Source organism: Collinsella sp. TF09-1AT, from assembly GCF_003436895.1.
In the GTDB taxonomy this organism is placed as follows: Bacteria; Actinomycetota; Coriobacteriia; order Coriobacteriales; family Coriobacteriaceae; genus Collinsella.
This window is the reverse complement of the sequence record NZ_QSRC01000009.1, coordinates 1-17,814: the sequence shown is the minus strand read 5'-3', so window position 1 is coordinate 17,814 and position 17,814 is coordinate 1. Positions and strand designations below refer to the sequence as shown.

The window sequence follows — 17,814 nt, the reverse complement described above, 5'->3', positions numbered from 1 at the left end:
CCCGGGCGCGGTGCCAATAGTTGCCCATGGTAAACTATCATCTCGCCACAACTCAGTAACCCCGAGCCGCGCGACGCGGCCCGTCCAAGGAGCAGCCTATGAACGTTTCGCAAGCACTCGAATACGAGCGCCAGCCGTTTATTCCCATGTTTATCTATGGCGATCACGGCGCCATGGAGTCCGAGCGCCAGAAGGGCGAGGAGGCCCTTAAGGCGCTCGAAACCGAGTACTTTACCGCCGAGGGCGACCCCGGTTTCGACTTTGCCACCGTGCGCGACCTGGCCGACCGCAACCGCGACCTGTGCGATCAGATCGGCGAGGCGCGCCTGCGCAACGTGACGCCCGCGACGCTTTCGCGCGGCCTGTCCGATGCCGACACCTGCGCCGCCATCGGCAAGATGCAAAAGCGCACCGCCGCGTCCGTTATGCGCGAGATCCGCGGCGACCGCGACGCGCTCGGCGTGGCCTACGCCCGTAAGCCCATCCAGGGCACCGTGCTCGGTATCGACATCGAGACCACCGGCCGTGCACCCGAACGCGGTTATATCATCAACGTCGGCTGGGAGATTATGGAACTCACTAGCGACGCCGTCCCGCATGACGCCGAGGCGCACTACTGTGGCCTGCCCGACATCTACCGCGGCGAAGATGTGCCGCTGTCGAATATCCACCACATCACCTGGGACGACATCGACGGCAAAAAGCCGTTCCGCGAGAACAAGGAACTGCAGAATCAGCTGCTCAAGCTTATGAAGAAGTACCCGTACATGGCGCATAACGCCGCGTTCGAGGACAGCTGGTTCAAAATTCACCTGGACGGTTACGCCGAGGCGCGCCGTGCCGGCAAGATTATCGTCATCGATTCGCGCCAGATCTGCCGCAGCCTGGATGCCGACGTCCGCTCGCTCCCCCGCGAGTCCGCCCCCGCCGCGCTCGAGAACTGGGCGCGCCGCCGCGGAACCCTCGCCGCCGATGCCAACGAGCAGCATCTGGGTCTGGACGACACCGACCTCATGCTCCGCACCGTCCAAGCCGAGTTCAACCTCAAGAACCTATTCGCGAAATAACCGATCCATCTGCGGGAGCGCCTGCCAGGCACAGCGCAATCCGTCTGGGCGCACCGGCACGCAATAAACTAGGGCGCAGCCTTATGGCTGCACCCTAGTTTTCATCAAAACAAGCAAATACGCGTGCTTCACACAGTCGACAGGTTGGCCCACCTACATTTTTCGAGTTGTTCGGCCAGCTGAACCACTAGTCAAGGCCCCTTGAACCGCAATCGAGCGCTGTAGTCGCCTTAATTTCGCAACCAAGCCCCATTAATCTACCTGAATCAATTCAAATAGGACATTGTAATCGCACCATTCGTATAGGAAAAGGCCGAATAACTCAAATTATGTTGGTGAGGCATCTGGGCGGTCGGCAAAAACGCTTAGAAGCTACGAACCCGCAACTAAAGTTCACCAAAAAAGGCGCAGCTGGCAGAAACCTCCCCGGCCGAAGCTGCCCCCCTCAATACGACAGCTCAAAAACCCACCGTTCGCAGAAGATAAGCCGCACCCCAATACCATTGCCCGAAGTTTCGGGCGTATGTGGCGTCCGCTATGCCATCATGCGCGTATGGGAATCGTTCTGTCACATACCACGGCACGCGCTGTATACCAAACAGCCAACTCGCTCGCAAGCTACGCGACCGATCCCATACCTATGGAAAAGATCAGGGCGTCTGCGCCGACCACATCCGACCTGGAAGCGGCACGAGCATGGCTCAACAGAAAGAATGTCGATTCTGAAAGCATCCATGTGCTGACGTTTTCCAATAATGCCAAAAGGCACTGCAAGGGCTGCATCTGCCACTGCACGCGCTATACGTTTAATGCAGAAAGCTACCTAGAACTCGAGCCGAACGTCTACATCGTCGATATCAAGCTGTGCGCGTTAGAAGCAACAGCCGACCTCAACCTTTCGGAGCTCGTTGAGTATTACTTAGAAATCTGCGGCTCCTACGCGCTTGAAACGTCCAACGAAACTCAATATCGCGAGCGCCCGGCCCTAACCAGCGTTGAAGAGCTCAGAGCCTTCTTTTCAGAGGCGTCGGGGTATCGTGGATCTAATAAAGCCCTTAAGGCACTTTCTTATGTACGCGAAGGCTGTCGCTCCCCACTCGAAACGGCGTTTGTCATGATGCTGACGATGCCCAAGTCAATGGGTGGCTTAGCCATACGCGCTATCAAAACGGATTATCCGATTCCAGTCCCCAAAAGATACGCCGCCCTAACGCGACGGACGGTTTTCTACCTCGACGCGCTACTCGAGAATTCGATGACCGATATCGAATACAACGGCTTTTACCACGACGAGCCCGAGCAGCAATCAATTGACGAGGAACGCCGCAACACGCTGCGAAACATGGGATATGCCGTTATCACAGTTAGTCGTCATTCGTTTTTCAAGCAGTCCGCTTTTAGACGGGTCATGGAAGCGATTCGCATTCGCGAGAAGATCTGGCCTGGTCGACTCCCGGATAACTTCGCCATCCTACAAGAAACTCTTCGTCAATTTGTCTTGCGGCGCTACTTCGAATACGGTCGCCGCGTCCTGGAGGCTCTCAAAGAAGAAGAGTCCGCCAAGCGCGAAATTGCAAGCCAATATCCGCAAGCTGATGACCCGAGCATCAACGATGTGCCCGAACCCGACGACATGCAGCACGTCGGGGCCCTTGCTGAAGAAATCAATGGGCCTTGGGAATGCGACATGTCCGCAAAAATCGATGAAAACCGCACGGAAGACGACACGATTATTAATCTGATTGAGAATTCACTCTTCTAAAGTCGATCTCTGCGGATGTCCACCTACATTTTTCGACTTATTCGGCCGCCGATGTGCCGGATTTGCCGCAGCAATGCTCAATATAACTTTAGATAAAACTGATTCTGCAGGAACTCCCGTAGAGGAAGAACTGATTCTCGCGGTATTTAACACGATAAAGTACAAATATGAACAGTTCTAATGCTTCTCAAGGTGGCTTTCTTAGCATGCTAGCCGAACATCTCGAAATATGTTGGCGAGCATTGCGTCGATGTCTCCCAACCCACAGAAAATCGCAGAGGCGGAAAGCAGTCATCGAAATTATCGCAAATTGTATTGACATATGAACATACACTCATATAATCGGAAGCAAGTTATATGAGCGCATGTTCATATGAAGGGATATTGCAATGAGCATCCGCGTTGATGAAACGAAACCTGACATCGAGGCCACCGAACCCGCGATCCCCACCACCTGCTCGCCCGAGGACCTTCCCGACGAGGAGCTTCTCTACGACCTCGCCGACCTGTTCAAGGTCTTCAGCGACACCACGCGCATCAAGATCCTCTATGCCCTCATGGGCCGCGAGCTCTGCGTGGCAGACATCGCCGAAGCGACCGAAACCTCGCAGTCCGCGGTGTCGCATCAGCTGCGTACACTCAAGCAGTCGCACCTGGTTAAATTCCGGCGCGACGGGCGCAATATCCTATACTCGCTCGCCGACGACCACGTCTACACCATGCTCAACCAGGGCATGAGCCACATCTGCGAATAGCGACTAACCACGGTACCAGCGCGGCCTGCACCCAAGCCGCAAATACAGGGAAAGGAACCCACCATGAAAAAGCAGTTTAAGCTCGATGAGATCGACTGCGCCAACTGCGCGCGTAAGCTTCAGGACGAGCTGGCCAAGCTCGAGGGCGTCAAGTCCGTTTCGGTCAACTTTATGACCCAGAAGCTAACGCTCGAGGCCGATGAAGCCGAGTTCGACGAGGTCCTCGACCGCGTTGTGGAGTTCACCGCCGACGCCGAGCCGGACTGCGAGATCATTCTCTAGCCCAGGTTTACGCCAACACGCAAGGCCGCGCTTGCCGCGGCCTTTGCTCGCGAAATTGTATGAGCGAGTGTTCATACATTCAAATGGGAGGATACGAGTCATGGCCACCGCCGACCCCAAGAAGAAAAAGAAGAAGCGCAAGAAAAAAGAGTCACTCGAGCATAAGCGCAACCGCATCCTGGTAGCGCTGGGCATTTTTGCCGTGGTGTACGCCCTCGATGAGCTCGGCACCCTCACTGCCGCATTCGGCACCCCGGGCGACATCTACGCCAGCTTTGTGCTGTTCCTCGTGCCGTTTTTGATTGCCGGCTACGACGTACTGCAAAAGGCATTCAATAACATCCGCCGCGGCAAGGCCTTCGACGAGAGCTTCCTCATGGCCGTCGCGACCATCGGCGCGTTTGCCATGGTGCTCTTCCCCGACACCGATCCGCACATGGCCGAAGGCGCCGCCGTCATGCTGTTCTACCAGGTCGGCGAGCTGTTCCAGGCATACGCCGTGGGTAAGAGCCGTAAATCGATCAGCGCCATGATGGACATCGCACCCGACTACGCCAACGTCGAACAACCCGACGGCACACTCGAACAGGTCTTCCCCGATGACATCGCCGTCGGCACCGTCATCGTGGTCAAGCCCGGCGAGCGCGTGCCCATCGACGGCGTCATCGTCGAAGGCGAAACCCAGCTCGACACCGCCGCCCTTACCGGTGAGTCGGTCCCCCGCCCGGCCAAAACCGGAGACGATATCATCAGCGGCTGCATCAACATGACGGGGCTCATCCACGTGCGCACCACCAAGCCCTTTGGCGAGTCCACCGTCGCGCGCGTCCTGGAGCTCGTAGAAAACGCCAGCGAAAAGAAGGCGCGCACCGAGAACTTCATCACGCGCTTTGCCCGCATCTACACGCCCGCCGTCACCGGCGCTGCCGCGGTACTCGCGCTCGGCGGCGGCTTGGTCACCGGCGCCTGGTCCGACTGGATCCTGCGCGGCCTGACCTTCCTGGTCGTCAGCTGCCCGTGCGCGCTCGTGATCAGCGTGCCGCTGAGCTTCTTTGGCGGCATCGGCGGCGCGTCCAAGCTGGGCGTTCTCATCAAGGGTTCTAATTACCTCGAGACGCTCGCCGACGTGGACACCGTCGTCTTTGACAAGACGGGCACCCTCACCAACGGCACGTTCTCGGTGGTCGCGGTACACCCCGAGGCCGGCTATACCGAGCAGTCGTTGCTCGAAGTCGCAGCCCTTGCTGAGTCGTTCTCCGATCACCCCATCGCGCAGTCCGTACGTGTCGCCTACCAGGGCGAGGTCGACCCCAAGCGCGTAAGCGACTCCACCAACGACGCGGGCCATGGCGTGACGGCAACCATCGACGGCAAGCACGTCGTCGTTGGCAACGCAAAGATGCTCGCCGCGGCCGGAGTCGAAGCGCCCGATTGCGAGGTCGTCGGCACGATTCTGCATGTGCTCGTTGACGGCGTGTACGCCGGCCACATCGTGATTGCAGACACCGTCAAGGCCGATGCCGAGCAGACGATCAGCGACCTGCACGCCGCCGGCGTCAAGCGCACCGTCATGCTCACGGGCGACCGCGAGGAAGTGGCTGCTGCGGTGGCCAAGCAGCTCTGCCTCGACGAGTTCCACGCGCAGCTGCTGCCGGGCGACAAGGTCGAGCGCGTTGAAGCGCTGATCGCGGCCGAAAGCGGCAAGGGCAAGCTCGCCTTTGTCGGCGACGGTATCAACGACGCGCCTGTGCTTACGCGAGCCGACGTCGGAATAGCCATGGGCGCCATGGGCTCCGACGCTGCGATCGAGGCGGCGGATGTCGTGCTGATGGATGACAAGCCGTCCAACATCGCCCGCGCGATCCGCGTGGCTCGCAAGACCATGTCGATTGTTTGGCAGAACATCATCTTTGCGCTGGGTATTAAGCTGCTGATCCTTGTGCTCGCGGCGCTCGGCATCGCCAACATGTGGCTCGCTGTCTTTGGCGACGTGGGCGTGGCGATCATCGCTATCCTGAACACCATGCGCGCGATGGGTGTCAAGAACCTGTAGCGTTCGTGGGCTGTCCGGCCGGGACCGGGCTTGGTTTTGAAAACGTCCTCGCGCATGAGGCCCGTCTTTCCTGCTCCTACGGAGCAACGGAAAGACGGGCCTCGCGCTGCGGAGTGTTTTCAAAACCAAGCCCGGTCCCGGCCTGCATTGACACAGCTGGCGGTTCTTGGGCATCGCTTGCTGGCGAGGTTCCTTGTCTGAGTTGAATTTGGTTGGCGGGACCTTTCGTCCCGGCCGCTGTCCCGCGCCTTCGGCGCGGGAGACGCGTCTCTTTGGGATGGAAGGGCGGCGCTGCTGAAAGGATGCTACATCCCGACAGGTTTACTGTGGACTCGGAGAAAGTCCCTTCTGCTAGAAGTCTCTATCCCCTTTTCGCTGGTTCGCGCTTTGCGCGAACTCCGCGCTACTGAGGACCTGTTAGGATTCCGTTGTTGAGTTCGACGTCTCTTCCCTGGCGAGCATAGCCCTCAGCTTCTCGAAGCTTTCCTCACTCAGGCAGTGCTCCATGTAGCAGCCCTCTTGCGACGCGACCTCAGCCGAAACACCCGCATCCTCCAGCAGCCCCACGAAAAAGCAGTGACGCTCCCACATTTGGCGAGCGACCTCCAGACCACGCTCCGTCAGATGAACGTCGCGCTTGCCCATTTCGACATAGCCGTTGCTTTCCAGCGTCGCCATGGCCTTGGAAACGCTCGCCTTGGTTACGCCGAGGTACTCCGCGACGTCGATCGAGCGCACGATGCCCTGACGTTCCGACAGAACGTAGATCGATTCGAGATAGTCTTCTCCGGATTCACGTAGGGCCATGGGCCGCCTTTCGCGATGATTGCTAGTTAGCCGTTGGATACTTTCCACGGCTTACTTTACCGCAAAAGTTGCCCATGTCTTACTACTTTACCTAAAAGTTAGCCGTGTTTCACAAAACGTGCGGGATGAAACAAAATGGGAACGCCCCGCAAGGAGTGTCCCCAGCTGCCGGCAGAAAAGGACCGTCCCCAAGTGCCGAGCCGCAGCTATAGCAGCCCAAAGTGCTTTGCGGCGTTGTAAATTCCGTCGTCGTCCACGGCGGTCGTCACGTAGGTCGCCGCGGCCTTCACGGTGTCCTGCGCGTTGCCCATGGCCACACTCGTGCCCACGGCGGCAAACATCGACAGGTCGTTCTCGCCGTCGCCAAAGGCAATCGCCTCGCTCGCGTCGATACCAAGCCGCTCGAGCGTCGCCGCCACGCCCAGGTCCTTGCCGCCGTTAGCGGGAATAATGTCGCAGAACAGGTCGCACCAGCGCGTGGTGAGCGAATGCGACACGGCGTCGGTCACGATATGTTCGTCGGCCGGGTCCACAAAGGCGCAGAACTGGTAGACCGGTGCGTCAAAGGCGTGCTCAAACGGCTCCTCGTGGTAGACGATTCCCGCGTTGCTGCCAGCCGTCACCACGCGCTCGGACAGGCGGTTCACAAACGAGTTCTCGCCCTGCATGCACAGCGAGTCGTAGCGCCCCTGCGCCACCTGGTCCACAATCACCGCGACGTCGTCCGGATCGATCGGGCAGCTGCGGTAAACTCCCTCGGCATCAAAGCAGTGCTGGCCCGAAAGCGTAATGTACGCATCCCAGCCCAGGTCGAACAGCCAGTCCGGCATCTGGTAGGTCGGACGGCCCGTGGCGATCACGCACGCAATCCCCTGCTCGCGAAAGCTGTCGAGCACCTGCTGCGCCGACGCCGGAATCCGGTGGGTCTTAAAGCTCAGCAGCGTACCGTCGATATCGAAAAACGCGGCTTTGATCATTCTCGCTTACTCCTCGCCCTCGAGCTTTTCGCTCGCCTCGAGCCACGCCATCTCCAGCTCGTCCATGGCGGCGTGAGCCTCGTCGATCTTTGCCTGCTGCTCGCCGAGCGCCGTGTAGTTGGTGGGATCGACCTGGGCCATCGCGGCCTCGGCCTCCTCAACGCGAGCGCGCTGCGTCTCCATCTTGCGCTCGAGCGAGCTCACCTCGCGGCGGAGCTTCTGACGTTCGGCGTTGGAAAGGCCATTGGGCTGCCCGCTCGTCTTGGGCTTTTCGGCCGCAGCTGCCGCGGCACCGGTGTCAAACGTGCCGGTCTTGGCGCTCGGCGCGCCCACGGGCTCGCCCTCGGCGGTAGCGTTGCACAGGCGCAGGTACTGGTCCACGCCACCGGGCATATGCGTCAGGTGGCCGTCGAGCAGCGCCCACTGTTGGTCGGTCACGCGCTCCATCAAAAAGCGGTCGTGCGTCACCAGGATCAACGTGCCGGGCCAGCCGTCGAGCAGGTCCTCGACAATCGCGAGCATGTCGGTATCCAGGTCGTTGCCGGGCTCGTCCAGGATGAGCACGTTGGGTTCGTCCAGGATTGTCAGCAGCAGCGACAGGCGACGGCGCTGGCCGCCCGAAAGATCGCCGATGCGGCTCCAGAGCTGCTGCGTCGTAAAGCCCAGACGCTCGCAGAGCTTCTCGGGCGAAGTCTCCTTGCCGTCGATGACGTAGTACTTCTTATAGTTGCTGAGCACCTCGCGAATCGTGTCGCCCATGAAGGGCTCGAGCTCCTCGAGCTGCTGCGACAGCACGCCAAAGCGCACTGTCTGGCCAATCTTCACGCGGCCGCGCGTGGGCGCAATTTTGCCCTGGATCACATCAAGCAGCGTCGACTTGCCAGCGCCATTCTCGCCCAAAAGACCATAGCGGTCGCCCGCACCAATGAACCAGGTCACGTCGGAGAGTACCTGCTTGGGCGCGCCATCGACATCCGCATAGCCGGCGTCCACGTCGACCACATCGATAACCTGCTTGCCTAGGCGGCTCACGGCGAGGCGCTTGAGCTCCAGCTCGTCACGCACGGGCGGCACGTCGGCGATCAGCTCGCGAGCGGCATCCACGCGAAACTTGGGCTTGGTGGAACGAGCCTGGGCACCGCGGCTCAGCCACGCGAGCTCCTTGCGCGCCATGTTGCGACGGCGCTCCTCGGTAACGGCGGCCATGCGGTCGCGCTCCACGCGCTGCAGGATGTATGCCGAATAGCCGCCCTCGAAGGGATCGACCTGGCCGTCGTGGACCTCCCACATGCTGGTGCAGACCTCGTCCAAGAACCAGCGGTCGTGCGTGACCACGAGCATGGCACCCTGGCCGCGCTGCCAGCGGGCCTTTAAGTGACGCGCGAGCCAGTTGATGGTGCGCATATCCAGGTGGTTGGTGGGCTCGTCGAGCATGAGCACGTCGTAATCGCCGATCAGCAAGCGCGCGAGGTCCACGCGACGGCGCTGACCGCCCGAGAGCTCGCCCACCGTGCCCTCCCAGGGCACATCGCTGATGAGGCCGGCGAGGATCTGGCGCGTGCGGGGGCTCGACGCCCACTCGTACTCGGGGGCGTCGCCCACAACGGCATGATGCACGGTATCAGTATCGACCAGGTCGTCCTTTTGGCCGAGCAGGCCGATCGTGGTGCCGCGGCGATGCGTCACGCGGCCGTCGTCGGGCTCCAGCGTGCCGGCGAGCACGCTCAGCAGCGTCGACTTGCCGTCGCCGTTTTTGCCGACGATACCAATGCGGTCGCCCTCGCCCACGCCGAGCGTCACGCTATCGAAAATATGCTTGGTGGGAAACTCTAGGCTGACGGAATCGCATCCCAAAAGAATCGCCATATGCCCTGCTCCTTCGTAGAAATTCAACGTTGTCCATGATAGCGAAAACCACCACAAAGGGGACAGGCACCTTCGTGGTGGTTTTGGGCAGGCACCTCGTTATTCGAAAAACCACCACGAAGGTGCCTGTCCCCTTTGTGGTGGTCGATTCGGTCGCAGAGCAAAAAGGCGGGCCATCTCGCAAAAGAGATGACCCGCCTCTCCAATCAGTCCCACGGCAACCATGGCCGCCGCGGGCCTCAAGCATGTCCCGGACTAGGAGAACATGCCGGTGAGGTAATCATTCAGCCGCTTATCCTTGGGCCGTTGGAAAATCTCGTCGGTCTCGTCGTACTCAACCATATCGCCCATGAAGAAGAACGCCGTGCGATTGGACACGCGCGACGCCTGCTCCATGTTGTGCGTCACGATGACGATGGCGCGGTCGGCAACGATCGACGACATCAGGTCCTCGATCGCCAGCGTCGAGATGGGGTCGAGTGCCGAACAGGGCTCATCAAACAGAATCACGTCGGGGTTGAGCGCCAGCGTGCGCGCGATGCACAGACGCTGCTGCTGGCCGCCCGAAAGCGCGTAGGCACTCTTGTCGAGCTTGTCCTTGACCTCGTCCCACAGTGCCGCGCCGCGCAGACTTTCCTCGATCATGCGATCGAGCTCGTCGCGGTCGGTGATGCCGTGGCGCTTGGGCGCAAACGTGATGTTGTCGCGAATGGACTTGCGAAAGGGGTTGGGCTGCTGAAACACCATGCCGATGGAGCGACGCAGCTCGTACGTATTCTCACGGCGCGTGTTGATGTTGCGCCCGCGGTAGTTGATCTCGCCCTCCACACGACAACCGCGAATCTCGCGATTCATAAGGTTGAGGCTGCGCAAAAAGGTCGACTTACCACAGCCCGAAGGCCCAATGAGCGCCGTAATCTCGCCCTTGTGGAAGTCGAGCGACGTATCGTGCAGCGCATGGTGGTCGCCATAGTACACGTTGACGTCCTTGGTAGAGAGCACGACCTCGTCGCTCACGGCCTTGCCGCTCACGCGCACGCGCTTCTCGCTCTCCCCAACACTCGACAGGAAGTCCCGGGTCTCGGACGATGCTGCTTCGGTTGCGGGCGTTGTGCTCATCTCGCTCATTCGGCCGTCATCCTCCTTGCCAGTTGCTTGCCCACGATACGGGCGACTACGTTAAACAGCAGCACGCAAATCATCAGCAGCGCCGCGGTGCCCCAGACGATCTGCTGGGCCTCGGGGCTGCCCTCGCCATAGATCTTGTAGATATGCACGGCGAGCGACTCGCCAGGGCGGAACACGTTCCAGGCACAGGTGGGGCTCGACAGGTTAAAGCTCAAGAAGTTCAGGCGAACCGGCGAGCTCATACCCGAGGTAAAGAGCAGTGCTGCGGCCTCGCCAAACACACGGCCGGCCGAAAGCACGATGCCGGTCACGATGGCGGGCATGGCCTCGGGAATCAGGATGTGCAGCGTGGCCTCCCAGCGGGTAAGGCCCATGGCCAGGCATGCATCGCGCTGGGCCTGTGGCACGTCCTCGAGCGCCTGCTGGATCACGCGCACCAGGATGGGGATATTGAACATGGTGAGCGCGACAGCGCCGGAGATGATGGAGTACTTCCAGCCCAGCTGCACCGAGAACACCAGAAAGCCGAACATGCCGACGACGATGGAAGGCAGCGAGGACAGCGTCTCGATGGCGGTAGAGGCGATGTCGCGGATAGGGCCGTTCGGCGCGTACTCAACCAGGAAGACCGCTCCGCCTAGGCTGATGGGCACCGAGATGATCAGAGTGATCAGCAGCAGGTAGAACGAGTCGAACAGCTGGTAGAGCACGCCGCCCTGCGTTCCGTTGGCGCGCGACGGCTCTGTGAGAAAGCCCGGCTGGAACAGCGTCGAGATGCCCTCGAACAGGATATAGGCCACCATGGAGATGACGATGAGCATGACGATGGCGACGATCGCCGTCAGCACGCCCGTGGCGATGCGATCCTGTTTTTGGACACGCCCGAGCCTCGCCTCGTCGATGTGGATGCGCGTGCTAGCCACGAGCCTTCGCCCCCTTGCGGCCAATGAGATGGATGATCAGGATGAAGATGAGGCTCATGCCCATCAGCAGCAGACCGAGTGCCCACAGGACGTCGTCCTGGGCCGAGCCCTCGGCGTAGACCGCCATGGACGTGGTGAGCGTGGTGGTGATGGTGGACGCCGGCGACAGCAGCGACGTCGGCATGGCCTCGATGCCGCCGATGACCATGCGCACGGCGAGCGTCTCGCCAAAGGCACGCGTCATGCCAAGGATGACCGCAGTCATGAGCGACGGCATGGCGGACTTGAGCACCACGTGCCAGATGGTCTGCCAGCGGGTGTAGCCCAGCGCGAGCGAGCCCTGACGGTAGCTATCGGGCACAGCGCGCAGGCCATCGACCGAAAGCGTGGTCATCGTCGGCAGGATCATGACGGCCAGCACGATGGCGCCGGGCAAGATGCCCAAGCCCGTGCTTACGTGGAAAACGCTCTTCATAAGGCCGACGACCACGTGAAAGCCGATCAGGCCAAAGACAACCGAGGGAATACCGGTCAAAAGCTCAATAAGCGGCTGAAAGACCTTGGAACCAAACTTAGGCTGGATCTCGACCGCAAAGATGGCAGAGCCGATAGCGATGGGCAGTGCGATGAGCGTGGAGAGTACCATGACCGCAAACGAGGTGACGATCAGGGGCAGGGCGCCGGTGTAAGGCAGACCGTTTTCGGCTGTGTTAGCCAGGTCCCACTTGGTACCAGTGAAGAACTCGACGACCGAAACGCCATCCTTAACAAAAGCCGAGAGGCCCTTTTGGGCGACCATGAAGATAAGCGCGGCAACAACAAGCGTCACGAGCGCTACGCACGCGCCCGTGACGCCCAGGCCCACGTTCTCAAGGTCGCGCTTTGGCAGCTGTTTTGCCATTGCAAACCTTTCCGGGGGCGATTACCTATTTAGCGGAGACCTTACCGCTGGCGTCCTTGACGACCTTCATGGCAGAGACGGGGATAAAGCCCTGCTCCTCGACAAGCTTGCCCTGGACGTCGTCGGAAAGCATGAACTCCAGGAAGGCCTTGGTGGCATCGTCTGCGTCCTTGGCGCAGTACATGTGCTCGGTAGCCCAGATCTTGAAGGAGTCGTCGGTGACGTTCTTGCTCTTGGGCTCGACGCCCTCGACCTTGACGGCGTTGAACTTGGAGTCGTCGAAGTGCGAGAAGTCCAGGTAGGAGATGGCGTTGTCGGTACTGGCCATCTGGGTCTGGACGTCGCCGGACTTGTCGAGCTCGGCGTCGCCCTTAAAGTCGACGGCCTCGTCGCCAAAGACGGCGGCCTCGAAGGTGGCGCGGGTACCGGAGCCGGCCTTGCGGTTGAGGACGACGATGGTGGCGTCGTCGCCGCCGACCTCCTTCCAGTTGGTGATCTGGCCGGAGAAGATGCCCTTGAGCTGCTCGAGGGACAGATCGTCGACCGTCACGTTCTTGGAGACGACGGGGCCCATGCCCACGACGGCGACCTCGTGATCGACGAGGTTCTTGACCTGGTCGGCCTCGAGCTTGGTCTCGGCGAAGACGTCGGAGTTACCGATGGTGACGGTGCCGGCGGCGACAGCGGTCAGGCCCTTGCCCGAACCGTTGCCCGAACCGGAGATGGAAACGTCGGGGTTGGCATCCATGAACTTCTCAGCAGCAGCCTCGACGAGAGCCTGGAACGAAGAGGCGCCGTCGTAGGTCACCTCGCCGGAGACGGACTCGGCGGCGACGCTGCCCTTGGCGGTGTCAGCGGCATTGGAACCGCCACAACCAACGAGACCGAGACCGACGATGCTGGCAAGACCACCAGCGAGGCCGAGGAACTGACGACGAGAATAAGCCTGATCGAGCATGATCTTCCTTTCATACATGCGACTCGCGGGCACCCTGCCCGCTTTGCTGTATGGAAAGATACGTTCCCGACCAGGCAACGCCCGCGCCAACTGCGCTTTCTTACGGGCATTTGATAGACCCTTACCGCAAGCGCGGTTCAGCTTTACAAACAAATAACAAACCCGCCGACAAGCATGGTCCACCTTTTACAAGGTAGTCATTGGGGACGTTCTTAAACGACTAGTCATCGGGGACGTTCTTGTTTGACTAGCCATTTAAGAACACCCAACGACTACCTTGGAAACCCCGCAGGTTGAGCATAAGTCAGCGAAAACGCCCCTAAGCGAGCAAGGTGACGTGAAAGAGGAGGAAAGCGTACTTTGGTACGCGACCGACGATTGAACGTCAGATTGCCGCTTAGGGGCGTTTGCAGCGTCGACCCGTTACGCGGTTTGGTAAAACCGCGTAACCTTAAAGTTCGAGTTCGTTGAGACGCAGGATCGCCACGATGTAGATCTTGAGCGCCTGCTTGAGCTGTTCTTCGTTGGCGCACTCGTTGGGGCCGTGCATCTGGCCACCCCATGCGGGCAGCTCCAGGCCGGTCTCCTCGGGGCCAAACGACACGGCGCGGGCAAAGTTGCGTGCGTACGTGCCACCGCCCATGGCAAAGGATTCGGCATGCTTGCCGGTGAACTCGTTATAGGTATCGATAAGCGCCTTCACGGCCGGATCATCGGCAGAGACCGAGAACGGTACCTTGGCGCGGCCGACGCGATACGTCACGCCAAAGCGGCCCACGAGCGGCTCGAGCTGCCCACGGATGGTATCGGCGCTCGTGCTATCGGGGAAGCGCACGTCGATGACCTGCTCAATGTGGCCATCCGCCACGCGGATGACGCCGGGGTTGCACGTGAGCGGGCCAAACGCGGGGCTCGTCGCGTCGATACCCAGGCCGCGGCCATAGGCATCCGCATGTACAAAGGCCAGAAACTTGACAAACTCATGCTCGGCAGGCGTCAGCAAGCGCTCGTCGCGTGCGGCAAACGCGTCCTCGACCTCGCGCAGGTACGTCACGATCAGGCCAACGGCGTTGATCGTCCCCTCGGGCATCGAAGCATGGCCACCGATACCGTGCGCGAAAATCTGGGCATGGCCGTTCTCGAGCGCCGTGATCTCCAGGCGGTCGGCGTTCTCAACGGGCGCCGGCAGCTCATCGGCGGCAATCGCAAGCTCGCAGATAGACTGCGACGGAATAGCGTTGCTCGCCTCGGCACCGCCCCAGGACACAATGCGCCCGCCGTCAATCTTGGAGCTCACGAACGTCGCCCCAAACTGGCCCTTCTCGGCATTGCAGACCGGGAACTCGGCATCGGGCGTAAACAAAAAGTCGGGGTCTGCGTGGTTCTCCAGATAATGGTGAACATCGGACATGCCCACTTCCTCATCGCAGCCCAGCAGGGCGCGGAAGGTATAGCGCGGGGTAATGCCGTGCTTGAGCAGATAGGCGCCGGCGTAGAGCGACAGTACCGCCGGACCCTTGTCGTCGATCACGCCGCGGCCGAGCAGCCAGCCCTCGCGACGCTCCATCGCAAACGGGTCGGTGTTCCAGCCCGGGCCGGCGGGCACCACGTCCACGTGGCAGATGGTCGCGAGCTGCTTGTCGCCGCGACCGGGGATATCGGCAATGCCCACATAGCCCTCGTCGTCGCTCGTCTGGTAGCCGAGGTTCTGTGCGATGCCGAGCGCGCAATCGAGCGCGTCACGGACCGGGCGGCCAAACGGCGCACCGGGCTCCGCATCGGCAGCAACGGCAACAGACGGGTAGCTCACCAGCTGCTCGATATCGGCGACGACGTCCTCCCAGACCTCGTCGACGTACTCGGCAACACTCTGCTCCACCTGATTCATGGACGACCTCCTTACCAATGAGCGGCGAGCACGCCCGCCCCTCACATTAAGTCCCTAGATAGCGAAAAGTTTAGCAAGCTCGGCCACCGAGTGCACCACCGCGTCTGCACCCGCCGCCTCGTGCTCGCCCGGCGCCGCCGCGCCCGAATAGATGCCGATGCACGGCACGCCCATTGCGTGCGCGCCCTCCACATCGTTAAAGCGATCGCCGATCATCACGGCATCGCCCGCCGTCGCGCCGAGCGCCGCCAGGGCATCGCGAACCGAATCGGCCTTGGTCTCGCGCCCCTGCGACGGATTCATGCCGACCACCGCCTCAAACTGCGAAAGCCCCAGCTCGCCCACCATGTCAATGCACTTTGCCTCCATGCGCGACGTCGCCACGGCCAAGCGCTTGCCCTGGGCGACCAACCCATCCAGCAGCTCGGGGATCCCGTCGAACACGGGATACTCCTCCGGTCCCAGCTCGTCAAAAAAGGCGCGGTACTCGTCGGCCACCACAAGCGACTCCTCGCGCGTAAAGCCGTAAAAGTCATGAAAGCTCTTCCACAGGGGCGGCCCGATCATGCGTCGCAGGTCGCCCATCTGCGCCTCCGAAAACCCGCGCACAGCAAGCGTTTTGCGCGTCGAGGTCATCACCGCCCGGCCCGTATCGGCCACCGTACCGTCAAAATCGAACAGCACGACCGAGCGCTTACCTATCTCCAGTGCCTCCACCGGCACCCCCTCTTCCCCAATTGATGATTTCCACACCAACATTAAGAACTGTTGACTATTCAACAATTAAACCTAGCAATGTGGAATGACTCCACTATACTTGTCGCACTTTGCTCTCAGAAGGCGGCGCACAAGCGCCCCGACGAAAGGTGCAATTATGTCTTTTGCCATCATAACCGACTCCACGTCGGACATCTCCCCCGCCTGCGCCCAAGAACTCGGCATTTACGTGATTCCATTGCATGTGGTTATCGAAGGCGAGGACCTGCTCGACCAGGTGCAGATTACCGCCGAGGAGTACGTCGCCCGCATGGCCGGCTCCAAGCAGCTGCCGCACACGTCGCAGCCGAGCGCTGGCGAGTTCAAGGCGCTCTTTGACCGCGTGCTCGCCGACGGCCACGACAGTGCCATCTTCATTTCGCTGTGCAGCGAGTGGTCCGCCTGCTACGCCAACGCATGTCTGGTGGCTGACACCCATGAGCTCGACGTGCGCTGCGTCGACTCGCGCACCGGCTCGGGCGCTGAGGGCTTGCTGGTGGAATACGCGCTCGCCATGCGCGATGACGGCCGCAGCTTGGACGAGACCGAGGCGCAGATCCGCGCGACGCTGCCCGACGCCCACCTGCTAGTGATTCCCCGCACACTCGAGAACCTCGTCAAGAACGGCCGCGCGCCCAAGCTTGCCGGCCACCTCACGCAGATGCTCAACATTCGCCTGGCCGTTTCGCCGGAGCGGAAATCGGGCGAGATCAAAGTCATCAAAAAGGGCCGCGGCGCCAAGCGCATCGTTGCCAACACCATGGCAGATTGCCTCGACTTTTTGGCCGAGCATCCGGGCGCGAGCGTACGCGTGCTCACAACCGGCGCCGTCGAAGAGCAAGAGCTCGTCAACCAGGCGCTCGCGGGCCAGGACTGCGTCGATGCGGGCACCGGTCCCATCGGCTGCACCATCGCCACCCACGTAGGCGTCGATGCCATCGCCATCAGCTACTGCCCCCGCTACCAACCTGCCAATTAGGGACAGGTTTATTTTGGCAGGTTTTATCTGGGCAAACGTTAAACGCTAAGAAAGGTCTGCCTAGCTAGACAGGACAAGCTGGGACAGTCGAACAGCCGAGGTACACCCAGCCACAGCAAAGCCATCACGCCGGCACGCCCCAACTTAAGGCGCGCCGGCATCTCTTTAGGAATGGCGGCGGTAAAGGGACCGTTTTAGTCGAAAGGCTGCGAATAGCTTCCCATTACGCCGCAACTCAATTGCCGCACAACTGCCCAATTGAGCCATTGCAGGCGATCGATGCTTTATCCAACCCCCTTGCGATACCCCTTGGTCAAAAAATGGCAAATATGAGTACTGCTACAAATTTAGTAGCACCGAAATCTGGCTGAATTTGCATCTCACCGCCAATTTCGAGCGCCATAATGCCCCAAATCGTCATGTTTAGAGGGTTGGTTATATTCGATTTCACTCGATTGGTCTTAAATACTTTACAGATGATATGATGCTGTCGCAACAACAGTACTCATATTTGCCATTTTTTGCCCACCGGTCCTATTCGAAGGCAGTTCCCAGGATCTCCAGCTCGCCCCGCAGCCGCTAAAACCCACTCAATAACAGCTGCCACATATTTTAGCACCAGCCAAACACCACTCACGGAGCCGCACTCCACTATCACCGAACCAAAATCAGAACCTTGATTATCAACTTTATCCGAACACCTCCCACATTC

Annotated in this window: 16 protein-coding genes; 6 read left to right on the top strand and 10 right to left on the bottom strand. The window is 60.4% G+C overall.

Annotation, left to right across the window (positions count from 1 at the left end):
- The first annotated feature begins 98 nt into the window (after positions 1 to 98).
- From DXC90_RS08345 to DXC90_RS08325, 5 genes are all read left to right on the top strand, one after another.
- Complete coding sequence (locus tag DXC90_RS08345; RefSeq protein WP_117735570.1) at positions 99 to 1,067, top strand: 3'-5' exonuclease; 969 nt, start codon at positions 99 to 101, stop codon at positions 1,065 to 1,067.
- Positions 1,068 to 1,707: 640 nt separating this feature from the next.
- Positions 1,708 to 2,829, top strand: a complete 1,122-nt coding sequence (locus tag DXC90_RS08340; protein ID WP_147326621.1) for a hypothetical protein — start codon at positions 1,708 to 1,710, stop codon at positions 2,827 to 2,829.
- Positions 2,830 to 3,218: 389 nt separating this feature from the next.
- Entirely contained in the window at positions 3,219 to 3,584 is a 366-nt protein-coding gene (locus tag DXC90_RS08335; RefSeq protein ID WP_055285819.1) for a helix-turn-helix transcriptional regulator, read from the top strand.
- Between the two features lie 63 nt (positions 3,585 to 3,647).
- Positions 3,648 to 3,866 carry a cation transporter gene (locus DXC90_RS08330; RefSeq protein ID WP_117735568.1) on the top strand — a complete coding sequence of 73 codons (219 nt, stop codon included), beginning with the start codon at positions 3,648 to 3,650 and terminating at the stop codon, positions 3,864 to 3,866.
- 100 nt (positions 3,867 to 3,966) lie between these two features.
- Positions 3,967 to 5,919: a heavy metal translocating P-type ATPase gene (locus tag DXC90_RS08325; protein WP_199406658.1), complete on the top strand. Its 1,953-nt coding sequence runs from the start codon at positions 3,967 to 3,969 to the stop codon at positions 5,917 to 5,919.
- 417 nt (positions 5,920 to 6,336) lie between these two features.
- Here the strand turns inward: DXC90_RS08325 and DXC90_RS08320 are convergent, their stop codons facing one another.
- The 9 genes from DXC90_RS08320 to DXC90_RS08280 form a co-directional block, all read right to left on the bottom strand.
- The gene (locus DXC90_RS08320) at positions 6,337 to 6,726 is read right to left on the bottom strand and encodes a metal-dependent transcriptional regulator (RefSeq protein WP_117735567.1); all 390 of its coding nucleotides are present in this window, start codon (positions 6,724 to 6,726) and stop codon (positions 6,337 to 6,339) included.
- A 206-nt stretch (positions 6,727 to 6,932) separates the two neighbouring features.
- Positions 6,933 to 7,703: a Cof-type HAD-IIB family hydrolase gene (locus DXC90_RS08315; RefSeq protein ID WP_117735566.1), complete on the bottom strand. Its 771-nt coding sequence runs from the start codon at positions 7,701 to 7,703 to the stop codon at positions 6,933 to 6,935.
- Positions 7,704 to 7,709: 6 nt separating this feature from the next.
- A complete protein-coding gene (locus DXC90_RS08310; protein ID WP_117735565.1) occupies positions 7,710 to 9,569 on the bottom strand; it encodes an ABC-F family ATP-binding cassette domain-containing protein in 1,860 nt (619 codons plus the stop codon).
- Between the two features lie 255 nt (positions 9,570 to 9,824).
- A complete protein-coding gene (gene pstB, locus DXC90_RS08305; protein ID WP_117735564.1) occupies positions 9,825 to 10,697 on the bottom strand; it encodes a phosphate ABC transporter ATP-binding protein PstB in 873 nt (290 codons plus the stop codon).
- Positions 10,694 to 11,620, bottom strand: a complete 927-nt coding sequence (gene pstA, locus DXC90_RS08300) for a phosphate ABC transporter permease PstA (RefSeq protein ID WP_199406657.1) — start codon at positions 11,618 to 11,620, stop codon at positions 10,694 to 10,696. Before pstA ends, pstB begins: the two co-directional genes overlap by 4 nt.
- Complete coding sequence (gene pstC, locus DXC90_RS08295) at positions 11,613 to 12,521, bottom strand: phosphate ABC transporter permease subunit PstC (RefSeq protein WP_117735562.1); 909 nt, start codon at positions 12,519 to 12,521, stop codon at positions 11,613 to 11,615. The genes pstA and pstC overlap by 8 nt, the downstream gene beginning before the upstream one ends.
- Before the next feature lie 25 nt (positions 12,522 to 12,546).
- Entirely contained in the window at positions 12,547 to 13,479 is a 933-nt protein-coding gene (locus tag DXC90_RS08290) for a phosphate ABC transporter substrate-binding protein (RefSeq protein ID WP_117735561.1), read from the bottom strand.
- 451 nt (positions 13,480 to 13,930) lie between these two features.
- Positions 13,931 to 15,367, bottom strand: a complete 1,437-nt coding sequence (locus DXC90_RS08285; protein WP_117735560.1) for a M20 family metallopeptidase — start codon at positions 15,365 to 15,367, stop codon at positions 13,931 to 13,933.
- Positions 15,368 to 15,421: 54 nt separating this feature from the next.
- Positions 15,422 to 16,084, bottom strand: a complete 663-nt coding sequence (locus DXC90_RS08280; protein ID WP_233502261.1) for an HAD hydrolase-like protein — start codon at positions 16,082 to 16,084, stop codon at positions 15,422 to 15,424.
- A gap of 157 nt (positions 16,085 to 16,241) precedes the next feature.
- Here DXC90_RS08280 and DXC90_RS08275 point away from each other — a divergent pair, with 157 nt between their 5' ends.
- Positions 16,242 to 17,102 carry a DegV family protein gene (locus tag DXC90_RS08275; protein ID WP_158550250.1) on the top strand — a complete coding sequence of 287 codons (861 nt, stop codon included), beginning with the start codon at positions 16,242 to 16,244 and terminating at the stop codon, positions 17,100 to 17,102.
- 505 nt (positions 17,103 to 17,607) lie between these two features.
- On the opposite strand, the gene DXC90_RS09775 is transcribed toward DXC90_RS08275, so the two are convergent.
- On the bottom strand, positions 17,608 to 17,814 hold a 207-nt coding region (locus tag DXC90_RS09775), incomplete at its 5' end, for a hypothetical protein (RefSeq protein WP_233502260.1).